The following is a 13,522-nucleotide window of genomic DNA, read 5'->3' as shown; positions in this document are numbered from 1 at the left end:
AGCGGTCAGTTAAATTGCGTCAGCCATTGACGGTTTATCGTTAACACTTCATCCAGCAGCGCCTGGGCATCGGTGACGTTACCGACCAGCGGGTTAGCCACTAGCGCCAGCAGCGCGCTCTCGCGGCAGCCGTGTACCGCGGCTTCGATCGTCAGCCTTTCAAAGGCCTTCACCTGCTGCGTCAGGCCGTTCATCGCCGGCGGCAGCGGGCCGAACGCCAGCGGCCGCGCCCCTTGCGCATCGATAATACTGTTGGTTTCCACCACCGCATCATCATCAAGGCCGTGAATCGCGCCGTTGTTGCGGGTGTTTACCACCATCTCCGCGCCCAGGTTGTTGTGAATCGCGTTAATAAGCTCAACGGCCACTTCCGAGTAGTAAGCGCCGCCGCGAAAGCTCAGCTGCTCTGGTTTTTCTTCCAGCTGCGGGTCGGCGTACAGCGCAAACAGCTCCTGCTCGACCTTCATCACCTGCTCGGCGCGGGTGCCTTTGGTTTTCGCTGCGGCGATCTCTTCCGCCAGCATCGCCGGCGTCAGCCAGAAATAACGATGATAAGGGCACGGAATCGCCTTTAGCGCGCGTAGGAATTCCGCCGGCCACGGCAGTTCTTTAATGTTGTTCATCGACAGCGCCTTACCGTCGCAGAGCATATCGATCACTTTACCGGTGACATCCTCGCGCCCCTGTAGCACCTTATGCACCCAAACCATATGGTTGAGCCCGGCAAAGCGCAGTTTCACTTCGGACTCCTGCGCGCCCAACATGCCGACGATCATGTGCTGCATGTTGATCGGCACGTTGCACAGGCCGATGATCTTCGCCTTGCTGTAGCGGCTGACCGCCTCGGTGACGATCCCCGCCGGGTTGGTAAAGTTAAGAATGAACGCTTCCGGCGCCAGCTGTTCCACTTTGCGCGCAACTTCGAGGATCACCGGGATCGTCCGCAGCGCCTTGGCGAACCCGCCGACGCCGGTGGTCTCCTGGCCCAACAGATGATATTTGAGCCCCAGCCGTTCATCGGCGGCGCGCGCCGCCAGTTGACCGACGCGTAGCTGCGTCAGCACAAAGCTGGCGCCGCGGATCGCCTCATCGAGCGTAAAGTGGACGCTGACCGCCACCTGCTCCAGCCCTTTATGTTTCAACATCCGTCGGGCCAACGCGGCAATGATCTCAACTTTTTCCCTGCCGGATTCGACATCCACCAGCGCCAGCTCGGTGACCGGAAGCTGCTCATAACGAACGATAATCCCTTCAATAAGCTCCGGCGTGTAGCTGCTGCCGCCGCCGATAACGGCGATTTTCAGTGCTTGCATAGTGACCTCTATTCGCATTTTTCGGCATGCAGATCGCCGCGCGCGATCGCCAGGACCGCGCGTGAGGGTGATAAAAACGGGATTAGAAAATTAGCGTTCGAGCAGGGCCAGCGCTTTATCCAGCACCGCGGCGCCGCGCATCATGCCGTAGTCGGCCATATCAATCACCGCCACTGCTTTACCCTGCGGCGCCGCCAGCGCGGTCAGGCGGCCGGCTTCGTATTTGACCTGCGGCCCGAGCAGGATGACGTCGGCGTTCGGCAGTTCGCGTTCAAATTCCGCCACCGCTACGGCATAGATTTCCAGCGCCAGCGCGCGCTGCTGGGCTTCCGCTTTCATTTTGTTCACCAGCATGCTGGTCGACATGCCTGCGGCACAACAGAGTACGATTCGTGGCATTGCGCTTCCCCTTTGCGTGTTTATCGCTTCAGCCCTCACGGCCTATGCGACTATATTGTTAATGTTGTGTGATAGTGAAGGCTATATGAAAATAATTTTCACCGATGTGATCGAGGCTCAATTTTTGCGCACTATTTCTTCGTGCCATTGCGAAATATCGACGCCAGACATAGGAAATCGCCTGCGCAGATGCTATAAAAACGGCTATTCACTAAGTGAAAAATATTTTCAATTCCGGGTACTGCCAAAGGGAACATCAGGATGGATATCGTAGGTCAACTACAGGAAGGATTGATCCGCTTTAGCGCTCAGGAGTCGCGCGTCGCCGCCTTTATTCTGGAAAATCTTAGCTTTACCGCCAGCGCCTCCATTGATGAGCTGGCCGCCAGCGCGGGGGTCAGCCCGGCCACCATCACCCGCTTCGCCCGTTCAGTGGGCTGTGATGATATTCGCGATTTACGTAAACAGCTGGCGCAGGCCAGCGAACGGCGCGCCAGCTGGCTCACGCCGGATAGCGCCGCCCTGCCCGTCGCCTGGCGCGACAAACTTAGCAGCCTCGGCGATACGCTAACCCGCCAGCTCGGCCACACCGCCGAAGCGGCGGTGGAGAAGTGCAAATCGCGCCTGCTGAGCGCCCGCGCGGTGCATTGCTTCGCCCTCGGTGCTCAGGATGTGGCGCTGGCGGCGCTGCTGCAGCACCAGCTGCTGCCATCCGGCATCGCGATTAATCTCTGCCAGGATGCGGCGCTGATGCGAATGACCGCCAGTACCCTTAATGACGATCACCTGCTGCTGGTGCTGGCCACCGCCGAAGCCAATACCATATTGCAGAGCGCGACGCTGCAGGCGCGTACGCAAGGGGTGACGATTATCGCTCTGACCCCGGAACAGCATGCGCTGGCCGATATGGCAAGCGCCGTGCTTCCGCTGCCAGCCAACCCGCTGCATGCCCGCTACGCCCTGCTGCTGCTGGTCGATCTGCTTAACGATACATTGATTGCCTGAATATTCTGCCCGTTCCTTTAGCGTTCGGGCCCAATTTTTGCTTATATTTTAAGCGCCTAAATTTACATTTACGCCAGCGCCCATCATCCGTACTCTCACCTTTTTACCTTGTTCTGGGTCAATAAAATCGCAAACATCTTTGATGCAAATCACTACATATAGAACTTAAAATGCGCCCCGGCCCTACATATTGTATTAATCGTCTATTATGTCACCATATCTTGTCGTTGTTGGGCGGTGATGAGATGTGGATAAAAAGGGCCGGATCCGAAGGCAAACGCCGCTACTCGTAGCGTGGCGCGCTTTTGGGAGACCTTCCGCCTCTGTGGATAACCTGTTCTATATATGGAGTGATCATGACACCGCATGTGATGAAACGTGATGGCTGTAAAGTGCCGTTCAAGTCAGAGCGCATTAAAGAAGCAATTCTGCGTGCAGCTAAAGCAGCGGGAGTCGATGACGCAGACTATTGCGCCACCGTCGCAGAAGTCGTTAGCCAGCAAATGCAGGGCCGCGCGCAGGTCGATATCAACGATATCCAGACCGCCGTGGAAAACCAGTTGATGTCCGGCCCGTGGAAACAGCTGGCGCGCGCCTATATCGAATATCGCCACGATCGCGATATCGAGCGTGAAAAGCGCGGCCGTCTGAACCAGGAAATTCGTGGTCTGGTCGAGCAAACCAACTCATCGCTGCTCAACGAGAACGCCAACAAAGACAGTAAAGTGATCCCGACCCAGCGCGATCTGCTGGCCGGTATCGTAGCCAAACACTATGCCCGTCAGCATCTGCTGCCGCGCGATGTCGTACAGGCGCACGAGCGCGGCGAGATCCACTACCACGATCTCGACTATTCGCCGTTCTTCCCGATGTTCAACTGCATGCTGATCGACCTGAAAGGCATGCTGACGCACGGCTTTAAAATGGGCAATGCCGAAATTGAGCCGCCGAAGTCTATCTCTACCGCCACCGCGGTCACGGCGCAGATTATCGCCCAGGTCGCCAGCCATATTTACGGCGGCACCACCATTAACCGTATCGATGAAGTGCTGGCGCCGTTCGTCACCGAGAGCTTCAAAAAGCATCGTAAAATTGCCGAAGAGTGGCAGATCCCGGATGCCGAAGGCTATGCGCGTACGCGTACCGAGAAAGAGTGCTACGACGCGTTCCAGTCGCTGGAGTATGAGGTCAACACGCTGCATACCGCCAATGGCCAGACGCCGTTCGTCACCTTTGGTTTTGGCCTCGGCACCAGCTGGGAGTCGCGCCTGATCCAGCAGTCGATTCTGCGCAACCGCATCGCCGGCCTCGGCAAAAACCGCAAAACGGCGGTATTCCCGAAACTGGTCTTCGCTATTCGCGACGGCCTGAACCATAAATTCGGCGATGCGAACTATGACATCAAACAGCTGGCATTAGAGTGCGCCAGCAAGCGCATGTATCCGGATATTCTCAACTACGATCAGGTAGTGAAAGTCACCGGGTCGTTTAAAACGCCGATGGGCTGCCGTAGTTTCCTCGGGGTGTGGGAAAACGAGAACGGCGAACAGGTACACGATGGGCGCAACAACCTCGGCGTTATCAGCCTGAACCTGCCGCGTATCGCGCTGGAAGCGAAAGGCGACGAAGCCGCCTTCTGGGCGCTGCTGGACGAGCGCCTGCTGCTGGCGCGCAAAGCGCTGATGACCCGTATCGCCCGTCTGGAAGGGGTGAAAGCCCGCGTCGCGCCGATTCTGTATATGGAAGGCGCCTGCGGCGTGCGTTTGAAAGCCGACGACGACGTCGCGGAAATTTTCAAGAACGGCCGCGCGTCCATTTCCCTGGGCTACATCGGGATTCACGAGACCATCAACGCGCTGTACAACAATCAGCATATGTACGATAGCGAAGCGCTGCGTGAAAAAGGCATCGCCATCGTTCAGCGTTTGCGCGACGCCGTTGAACAGTGGAAGGAAGAGACCGGCTACGGCTTCAGCCTGTACAGCACGCCGAGCGAAAACCTGTGCGATCGCTTCTGCCGCCTCGATACCGCCGAATTCGGCGTGGTACCGGGCGTGACCGAGAAAGGCTACTACACCAATAGCTTCCATCTCGACGTCGAGAAGAAGGTTAACCCGTACGACAAGATCGATTTTGAAGCGCCGTATCCTCCGCTGGCCAACGGCGGCTTCATTTGCTACGGCGAATATCCGAATATCCAGCATAACCTCAAGGCGCTGGAAGACGTGTGGGATTACAGCTATCAGCACGTACCGTATTACGGCACCAATACGCCGATCGATGAATGCTACGAGTGCGGTTTTACCGGCGAGTTCGAGTGCACCAGCAAGGGCTTTACCTGCCCGAAATGCGGCAACCACGACGCCGCCCGCGTATCGGTGACCCGCCGGGTATGCGGTTATCTCGGCAGCCCGGACGCGCGTCCGTTCAATGCCGGCAAGCAGGAAGAAGTGAAGCGCCGCGTGAAGCACCTGGGCAATGGGCAGATCGGTTAAGTTCTGCACAGGGTTCTCACCCTCACCCTAACCCTCTCCCTCAAGGGAGAGGGAACCGTTCGAGCCCGGCATTAAGCCCGGCGCTGGTTTTCCCCCTCTCCCCTTGGGAGTGGGAACCGTTCAAGCCCGGCGCTGGTTTTCCCCCTCTCCCCTTGGGAGAGGGCCGGGGTGAGGGTATCAGCCCCTGGTAGCCCGGCCGAGCGCAGCGACGCCGGGAAATGGCCCCACTCCTCCGTTTTCGCAAAGCAATTAACGTCAGAGCAAGGCGGCAAACGAAGGAATCCCCAGGAGCGTACATTCAGTACGTGACTGGGGGGAGTGAGCGCAGCCAACGCCGCTATGGCGTTAATTGAGAAGCGAAAATGAATTATCACCAGTATTACCCCGTCGACATCGTCAACGGCCCCGGCACTCGCTGCACCCTGTTTGTCTCCGGCTGCGTCCACGAGTGCCCCGGCTGCTACAACAAAAGCACCTGGCGGGTGAATTCCGGCATGCCCTTCACGACCGGGATGGCCGACCGCATCATTGCCGACCTCAACGATACCCGCATTAAACGCCAGGGGCTTTCACTCTCCGGCGGCGATCCGCTGCATCCGCAAAACGTCGCGGAGATCCTCAATCTGGTGCAGCGCGTGCGCGCCGAATGCCCGGGCAAAGATATCTGGGTCTGGACCGGCTATAAGCTCGACGAGCTCAATGACGCACAGATGCAAGTGGTGAACCTGATTAACGTGCTGGTCGACGGTAAGTTTGTGCAGGATTTAAAAGACCCGGCGCTTATCTGGCGCGGCAGCAGCAACCAGGTCATGCATCATTTGCGATAGCGTTTAGAGCCGTTTATTCGCCTGATGATAAACGGCCGCTTTCTCTCTTTTGCCAATGGCAATAACGTAAACCACCACCACACTATCTCGTACTTGATACACCAGCCGATAACCTGACGCCTTAAGCTTGATTTTGTAGCAATCCGGTAAATCGCTCAGCCTGGCCGACTCCATTCGCGGATTCTGCACAATCTGCAGGAGCTTATTTTTTGAACTGTTTTTTGACCGTCTCACCAAGCTTCTGCCATTCGCGCCAGGCTCGTGGATCAAACTCCAGTTCATAGGTCATCCAGACTCACCTTAACCCCCGGCCGTGGGTTTTCCAGCCGTTCGCGAACGGTGCGTAATAACGCCGCTTCGCCATCACTGATGGTCATACTTTTCACCGGCATGCGGCCATTTTCCGCAATGTATTGAAACAGCAGGCGTACCGCCTCCGTTGGCGTCATATCGAGTTTCTCCAGCACGGCATAAGCCTCTTTTTTGAGTTTATCGTCCAGTCGAACATTGAGCGTGGCCATTATGCCTCCAGAAAGGGGAATTTTGTAATGCATTATAGCATTACATTTGAATTACATTCGAATCTGGAAAACGCCTCTCAAAACCGGCTGACGCACTCCATCGCCACCGTTTTAAACTCATCGAAGCTGCGGGTCGCGGCGAGGCGGCTCATGGCTCGCTCGCGCAGGAACGTCACAAAAATATCGTAAATCGCCATCGCCTCTTCATACTCGCTCTTACTAATAGCGAGCAGGAAGATGATATGGGCGGTTTCGTCGCCCCAGGCGATTCCCTGCGGAGCAATAACGGTATAGACCACCGTCTTTTTCGCTAACAGGCCGAGGGCGTGCGGCAGCGCAATACCGTCACCCAGCATGGTGCTGACAATCGCTTCACGCTCGACCACCGAATCATGAAATTCTGCATCGACAAAACCTTCTTGCTCCAGCTGCTGGCACAGCTCGGCGAACAATGTTTGCTGATCCATCGGCTTATCGATCACCCGGAAGTGGGCGGCATCGAAGTACTTATTCAACATCCACGGACGGGTACGGTCCACCAGCACCAGCTTGCCAATTTGATCCAACTGGTAATCGGTGGGGAACGGCGCGATGGTCACCACCGGTTTATCTTTTTCGCTAATCCGCACCGTTGAGATAACAAAGTCCTCATCGATCGCTTCTCGCTGTTCGTACTCGCGCTGGGAAATGGTGGCGGCGATCTCCAACTGCGGATATTTGCGCTGCAGGATCGCTTCGATCATCCGCACCATCGCATTGCTGGTATCGCATACCAGCAATACGTGCGGTTGGCGCTGGTAGCCAATGTTGTAGTGGCGTTCCAGCCCGACGCCGATATGCAGCACCAGAAAGCCGATTTCGTTTTCGCTGATGGTATAAGGCGTGTATTTACCCCAGCTCGATACCGCGGCAAGTGTCATATCCCATGCCATCGGATAGTGCTGTTTGATGTTATCGAGCAGCGGATTGGGGATCATTATCTGATAGCGCACGCGGGTGATCATGGTCTTAATGTGGGTCAGCAGATCGGCGTGCAGCTGGGCGTCGTCCAGCAGGTTGTAGTTATACTGGCTGTTGATGTAACGCAGAATGTAATTGACCAGCGCTTCGTCATCGTCGGCGCTGATCGTTTCCGGGTCGACATCCTGTACCTGGCGAGCGGCGATATGCACGCACAGCCACTCTTCTTCGGCGGGCGAGAAGGGTTTTCCGGCCAACCGCTGTAGCTCTCCCGCCAAATCACGCGCGGCGTCGCGGACGTTTTGCGCCACATCTTCGGCGCTAAAATCGGCCAGCGGGTAGCCTTCACTCACGCGGCGCACCACAACCGCGCCGTACAGGCAGATAAAGCGCTCGCCGACATCGGTGAGGCGAATATGATGCCGCGTGAGCGTCTCCTGCAGCACCGGTTCCAGTTGCGCAGGAACATCCGCTTCCAGCGCCTCGGCGCTAATCAACGGATTAATGCCGCCCTGCAGCGTCAGCTCCCACAGTAAATCGGTCAGGCAGGCGCGAATCGATACCTCGCTGCCGAACAGCTTCATGCCGTGGCGCGGGCGGGTTTCAAGAGTCAACTGATAACGCTGGAAGCGCTCGCGCACCTCGACCATATCATTTTGCAGCGTGGCGCGGCTGACGAACCACTCATCGGCCAGATCTTCCAGCTTGATAGAGAATGCCGACGTCAGAAAACGCACCAGCAAAAAGTGGATGCGCTCCTGGGCGGTACGCGGCACGTGCTGCGTCTTCGGCGCCGTCTCCTCCAGCGCCTGAAAACGCGATCGGTCGTCAATCTTCAACTGATAACCGCTACCGCGGTTGAGGGTAAACTGCGCGCCATACTGCGCCAACAGCGCATTCAGCGCGGTAATATCAGCGCGCACGGTACGGGTAGAAACCGACAGCCGCTGCGCCAGTTCATCCTGCGGCAGCGTTTCATTTCGCAGCAGGGTGAAGAGTTGCGCTAAGCGTTGGTTGGGAAATCGCATGTCAGTTCCTTGTTGTTACGGCTCAGGGTTGGGCGGATATCACCATCTGCGATGGGCTACCGACCGGCGTGTAGTCTGAGGCAAAGGTTAATTTGCCATCCTTCGGCGCCACGCTAAAACGGGTAATATTATCGCTACGCTGGTTCATGACGTACAGCCACTGCCCCTGATTATCCAGCGTCAGCGTACGGGGGTAATCCCCGCGCGTCCAGATATCCTCCTGGTGGCTCAGGCTGCCGTCAGCCAACACGCTAAAGTGAGCAATGCTGTTATGCAGGCGGTTGGCGACGTATAGCTGTTTGCCATCGTTGCTCAGCACAAGGCCCGCGGCAAAGCTGGTGCCCTTATACTCTTTCGGCAGCGCGGAGACGGTTTTGCCTTCGCGCAGCAGGCCGCTTTGCTTATCAAGATGATAGAAGGTCAGCGTCGACGCTTCTTCGTTAATCAGCCACAGACCGTCGCCCTTTGGCGTAAAGACGAAGTGGCGCGGACCGGCGCCCGGCGACGAGGCGGCGATAAACGGCGGATCGTTTGGCGTCAGTTTGCCGCTGGCGCTATCCAGCCGATACTGATAGATCCGATCCAGCCCGAGATCGGTGGAGTAAACAAACTTTCCGCTGGGATCGGCGGCGATCATATGGGCATGCGGGCCATTGTGATCGCTAATAGCAAAGCTGCCCTCGACGGCCGCCGCCGGACGTTCGGCGCCGGCCGGACCTTCATCCTGATGCACATCCACCGCTTCGCCCAGGCTACCATCTTCTTTCACCGGTAGCACGGCGGTGCTGCCGCTAACGTAGTTGGCCACCAACAGATATTTACCCTCCGGCGTCAGGGAGAGATACACCGGCCCGGCGCCGCCGGAGGCAACCTGGTTGAGTTCCGTCAGCTCGCCGTTCTTGTCAATTCGCCACGCCTGCACCACGCCTTTTTCGACTTCACTGGCGGCATACAGCGTTTTGCCATCGCGCGACACGGTTAGCTGCGCGACGTTCGGCAACGAGCTTACCAGCGCCTTATCGCGCAGAGCGCCGGTTTTGGCATCGACGGTAAAGCGATACAGACCTTCGCCATTAGGATTATAGGTGCCAATCCAGGCGTAGTGGGTTTGCGCGGCGGCGCCGGCGGCAAGCAAAGACAGTGAAGCAACAAGCAGGTGACGAGCGGTTGGCATGGTAACTCCTTGATGGTTCGGTGGGATAAGTTTCCCCTCACCCTTTGAGGGTGAGGGGCAAAGGCACTACTTCACTAACTGTTTGGTCATCTCCAGCAACTGGCGCACATCGGCCGGGCGGGTGTTGCCGCTGGCTTTATCGATAATCGAGCTGTAAATATGCGGGATGATTTTACTCACGCCGGCATCCAGCGCGATTTTCAGGATCTCGCTGTAGTTTTCCAGATCGATACCGCCGGTCGGCTCCAGCCAGAAATCGTGCGCGGCGCAGGCTTTGGCGACGGCTTCGAACTCAGCGCGGTGCTTCAGGCCGCCCATCGGGAAGTATTTGATTGAGCTGCCGCCCATATCTTTTAACAGCGCGATGGCGGTTTCCAGCGGAACAATCCCATCCGCCGCGCCGCTGCTCAGCGGGCCGGTTGAGATCTTCACCATTCCCGGCGTGCCGGTCGGCGAGACCAGGCCATTCACCACGGTCTCATTCTGCCCGAGCAGCGCGCGGCTGGTAGCCACGCCGGTGAAGACCTGGTTGACGTGCTGCGGCTGCACCTGGCGAGAAATCTCGCTCACCATCGCCGACTGGTTTGGGTCGCCTGCGCCCAGCCCGACGGAGAGCGCGTTATCAATCAGCTTCGCGTATTCACGCATATCGGCCACCGCGCTGGCGACGTCCGGATAGTTTTTGGAGAGCACGCCAACCAGTACGTGACCTTCCGCCGCGTCGTAAATTTCACGGGCGTTGTCTTTGCTGCCCGCCAGTACGTTCAGACACACGCGGTCACGGTAAAAGTTTGGGGTCAGTTTCATGCTTTTTTCTCCTTATTCAGAACTTCTGCGATGCGGCGAGCGACCACATCCAGCTGTTGCGCGTTCACGCTGCGGACATCGGCTTCAATAATGCCTTCATTCGCTTTATAGCCGCGGAAGTAAATGGCGTATTCGCCCTGCTTCAGCGCGTTAACCAGATCGCCGGTATTCACGCCGGTGGTCGCTTCATCAAATTTAATTTCGGCACGAGCGATATCGCGGCCCGCGCTATCCCACACCACCCGCGCGGTCACGCCGTTGAGAGTGTTGAGCTGTTCGATAAACGGCGTCATCTTGGCTACCATCTGCTGGCCGCTCTCTTTGGTCGCCGTCAGGTAGTGTTCAATGGCGCAGGTCAGGCCGAGAATGCCCTCTTTTCCCACTTTCATCGCGCGGCCAATTCCCATCGACTGGCGTTTAACCCATTCAACGTACTGGGTTTTGCCAATCACCAGCCCGCTGGTCGGCCCTTCAATCGCTTTCGCGCCGCTGTAGATAACCAGGTCGGCGCCCATGCGGTAGTAGCACTGCAGATCTTCTTCCGCCGCCGCATCGACGATCAGCGGTAAGTTATGCTGGCGCGCTACTTCCGCGGCCTGCGCGACGTTAAGCATGCTTTTTTGCACGCAGTGGTGGGATTTGATATACAGAATCGCCGCGGTGCGCGGAGTGATCGCCGCCGCCAGCTGTTGGGCAGAACATTCGTTGGCGTAGCCCGCCTCCACCAGCTTACCGCCGCCCAGCGCCACCATGGTGCCAACCGGCGCGCCGAAGTTGACGTTATGCCCTTTCGGCAACACGATTTCGTTATTCTCAACTGGCGTAACGTGCAGGTTCTCCAGCAGCCAGTCGCTGTCTTTCACCAGCACCGCTGCGACCGACTGGGCAATCCCCGCCGACGCGCAGGAGACAACGGTCGCCCCTTCCACATCCAGCAGTTTGGCGATGTACTCGCCGGTTTTATTCACCAGGTCTTTCATTTCAAAGTACTGGTTCATACCGGCCATCGCGGCTTCAACCACTTCCGGGCGCGGCGTGGAGACGCCCAGCGCCGTCATCCGGCCTGAAGTATTAATAACTTGTTTTAAATGGTATTTCTCAAAAATCGAAGGCATGTTCCGCGCTCCCTTGTTCGGTCAGATAGCCCTTGCCCGCGCGAATCGCGGCCAGCGGCACCAGAATGTTGTCAGCCTGCAGGCTCTCTTTTTCGGCATCCACCAGCAACGTGGGCTGATGCTGCAGGCTAAATAGCGTTAAATCGGCATCAAAGCCCACTTCGAGGCGCCCTTTACGCGCCAGGCGCAGCCCCTCGGCGGCGCTGACGGTCACGCAGTCAATCACCTGCGGCAGGGTCATGCCGATGGCGAGGAATTTCGACATCACTAGCGCCAGCGAGCGCACCGGGCCATCGATACGGTTACGGCAGTAAATATCGGAGCTAATGGTGTGCGGCAGAATGCCCATCGCAATTGCCCGCCGCGCCACTTCAAAGCTGAAACTGGCGGTACCGTGGCCGACATCGAGTCGCACGCCGCGCTGCAGAGCGCGAGTAATGGAGCTGCGCAGCTCGCCGGCAGGATTAAGAATACGGTTCGGCTTGCCGTTATAGCAGTGGGTAATGATGTCGCCGCTGCTCAGCAGATCGGCGATTTCATCGAGGTTCGGCGGGTTATTGCCGATGTGCACCATCAGCGGCAGATCGCCGTTTTCCTGCTGAATGGCCTTGGCGCGCGCCAGCGGCGTAATGCCGTTTTCGCCGACGACGCTGCTGCTCATCCGCGCCTTCAGGCCGACGATAAAGTCAGGATGACGCTGCACCGCCTGCTGCACCGCGGCGGCGTCGATATTGGCCATATTCGCCAGCTCATTCTGCGCAATCAGCCCGACGCGGGAGATGTTGAGCAACGCATAAACTTCCGTCGCCGCTTTGCGGGTCAGTTGATAGAAGTCATCAACGTCGTCGGCGCCGGTGCTGCCGGCATCGATCACGGTGGTGACGCCGGTGGCGATGCCGACGCTATCCGGCTCATCGTGATAAATCGGTGAATTCGGGTAGCAGTGAACGTGAGAGTCAATCCAGCCAGCGCTGACGTAAACGTTGCCGTTCAGCTCAATGGTTTTACGGGAGGGCGCGCTAATCTCGCCCAGCGCCGCGATTTTCCCGTCCTGGATGGCGATATCAGTCAGGGTATCGTCGACGAGGCGCGCACGGCGCAGGAGTAAATCAAACATAGCTATCTCCTGATGAAAGAGTGAATCTGTTGCCGGATGGCGGCGTACCGCCTTATCGGGCCTACAAATCGCGCTGACTTGTAGGCCAATAAGCGCAGCGCCATCGGGCAATTAGCTAATCGCAATCGGGAAGATGGAACCGAGGATCATCGCGCCGAGGATGGCGCCGCCGGTGATCGGTTTCTGCCAGATGTAGAACAGCAGTGCGCCAACCAAAGAACCAATCCCAATAGGAATAGACGCCGTCATCGCGCTGAGGATGATCAATGGACCGAGGAAGCGGCCGGAGGCGTTACCGGCCCCCATCATCACGTCAGCGCCGTAGGTAGAGTCGCTCTGGTTGATGGTGAACTTACGCGCCAGAATGATGATGTAGCCGACCGCCAGGCCGAGGATCAGGCCGGTTGCCAGCGACGCGGCGAAGTTCGCCACCGGGAAGACAAAGCCCGCGCCGAGCAGCAGCGCCGGTACGCCGAGGCCGATACCGGTCTGAATGGCGCCGCCGATATCCAGAATCCCCACCAGCGAACCTTCGATGATGCGGGCGAACAGGAAGCTCGCGCCGAATGCCGCCACCGCGCCGTACGCGCCGGTATCAATCCCTGCCTTCAACATCGCCACGAAGGCCACTTCGTTAAAGGCGCCGATGCCGTACAGATAGTACATGTGCGTCCCGGCGAAGACGCCGGAGGAGAGCAGGCCAACAAAGATCGGGAACGACCAGTCGGCATACCAAAAACCTTTATTCTGTTCCATTATCA

12 protein-coding genes and 1 pseudogene are annotated in these 13,522 nt (G+C 57.8%); 3 read left to right on the top strand and 10 right to left on the bottom strand.

Annotated elements, in window-relative coordinates; translation table 11 throughout:
• Positions 1 to 5: 5 nt before the first annotated feature.
• Both ACSEMK_RS19160 and ACSEMK_RS19155 read right to left on the bottom strand, forming a co-directional pair.
• Positions 6 to 1,313 (bottom strand): 6-phospho-beta-glucosidase, encoded by a 1,308-nt coding sequence (locus ACSEMK_RS19160; RefSeq protein WP_032709707.1) that lies wholly within the window; start codon positions 1,311 to 1,313, stop codon positions 6 to 8.
• A 90-nt stretch (positions 1,314 to 1,403) separates the two neighbouring features.
• The gene (locus ACSEMK_RS19155) at positions 1,404 to 1,712 is read right to left on the bottom strand and encodes a PTS sugar transporter subunit IIB (RefSeq protein ID WP_020079792.1); all 309 of its coding nucleotides are present in this window, start codon (positions 1,710 to 1,712) and stop codon (positions 1,404 to 1,406) included.
• 261 nt (positions 1,713 to 1,973) lie between these two features.
• Between ACSEMK_RS19155 and ACSEMK_RS19150 the strand changes: the two genes are divergently transcribed.
• The 3 genes from ACSEMK_RS19150 (at position 1,974) to nrdG (ending at position 6,039) form a co-directional block, all read left to right on the top strand.
• On the top strand, positions 1,974 to 2,717 hold the full coding sequence (locus ACSEMK_RS19150) for a MurR/RpiR family transcriptional regulator (RefSeq protein WP_430915327.1): 744 nt from the start codon (positions 1,974 to 1,976) through the stop codon (positions 2,715 to 2,717).
• Between the two features lie 356 nt (positions 2,718 to 3,073).
• The gene (gene nrdD, locus ACSEMK_RS19145; RefSeq protein ID WP_087858331.1) at positions 3,074 to 5,212 is read left to right on the top strand and encodes an anaerobic ribonucleoside-triphosphate reductase; all 2,139 of its coding nucleotides are present in this window, start codon (positions 3,074 to 3,076) and stop codon (positions 5,210 to 5,212) included.
• A 362-nt stretch (positions 5,213 to 5,574) separates the two neighbouring features.
• Entirely contained in the window at positions 5,575 to 6,039 is a 465-nt protein-coding gene (nrdG, locus tag ACSEMK_RS19140; RefSeq protein ID WP_430915328.1) for an anaerobic ribonucleoside-triphosphate reductase-activating protein, read from the top strand.
• Positions 6,040 to 6,042: 3 nt separating this feature from the next.
• Here nrdG and ACSEMK_RS19135 read toward each other — a convergent pair.
• The 8 genes and pseudogenes from ACSEMK_RS19135 to ACSEMK_RS19100 all read right to left on the bottom strand — a co-directional run bounded on the left by ACSEMK_RS19135 (position 6,043) and on the right by ACSEMK_RS19100 (position 13,517).
• A pseudogene (locus ACSEMK_RS19135) lies at positions 6,043 to 6,328 on the bottom strand (type II toxin-antitoxin system RelE family toxin).
• Positions 6,318 to 6,560, bottom strand: a complete 243-nt coding sequence (locus tag ACSEMK_RS19130) for a type II toxin-antitoxin system RelB/DinJ family antitoxin (protein ID WP_002886901.1) — start codon at positions 6,558 to 6,560, stop codon at positions 6,318 to 6,320. Before ACSEMK_RS19130 ends, ACSEMK_RS19135 begins: the two are co-directional and overlap by 11 nt.
• A gap of 77 nt (positions 6,561 to 6,637) precedes the next feature.
• Positions 6,638 to 8,548, bottom strand: coding sequence for a BglG family transcription antiterminator (locus tag ACSEMK_RS19125; protein WP_213794684.1), 1,911 nt, complete (start codon positions 8,546 to 8,548; stop codon positions 6,638 to 6,640).
• Between the two features lie 22 nt (positions 8,549 to 8,570).
• Complete coding sequence (locus ACSEMK_RS19120; RefSeq protein ID WP_430915329.1) at positions 8,571 to 9,722, bottom strand: lactonase family protein; 1,152 nt, start codon at positions 9,720 to 9,722, stop codon at positions 8,571 to 8,573.
• Between the two features lie 66 nt (positions 9,723 to 9,788).
• Positions 9,789 to 10,529, bottom strand: coding sequence for a 2-dehydro-3-deoxy-phosphogluconate aldolase (dagF, locus tag ACSEMK_RS19115; RefSeq protein WP_020079796.1), 741 nt, complete (start codon positions 10,527 to 10,529; stop codon positions 9,789 to 9,791).
• A complete protein-coding gene (locus ACSEMK_RS19110; protein ID WP_430915330.1) occupies positions 10,526 to 11,644 on the bottom strand; it encodes a DgaE family pyridoxal phosphate-dependent ammonia lyase in 1,119 nt (372 codons plus the stop codon). The genes dagF and ACSEMK_RS19110 overlap by 4 nt, the downstream gene beginning before the upstream one ends.
• On the bottom strand, positions 11,628 to 12,761 hold the full coding sequence (locus ACSEMK_RS19105; protein WP_087858328.1) for an amidohydrolase/deacetylase family metallohydrolase: 1,134 nt from the start codon (positions 12,759 to 12,761) through the stop codon (positions 11,628 to 11,630). The genes ACSEMK_RS19110 and ACSEMK_RS19105 overlap by 17 nt, the downstream gene beginning before the upstream one ends.
• 111 nt (positions 12,762 to 12,872) lie before the next feature.
• A complete protein-coding gene (locus tag ACSEMK_RS19100; RefSeq protein ID WP_015368573.1) occupies positions 12,873 to 13,517 on the bottom strand; it encodes a DUF4310 family protein in 645 nt (214 codons plus the stop codon).
• Positions 13,518 to 13,522 lie beyond the last annotated feature (5 nt).

Source organism: Klebsiella sp. K-3, assembly GCF_051207495.1.
In the GTDB taxonomy this organism is placed as follows: Bacteria; Pseudomonadota; Gammaproteobacteria; order Enterobacterales; family Enterobacteriaceae; genus Klebsiella; species Klebsiella aerogenes.
The sequence above is the reverse complement of the archived record's forward strand: the minus strand, read 5'-3'. Positions and strand labels throughout refer to the sequence as shown.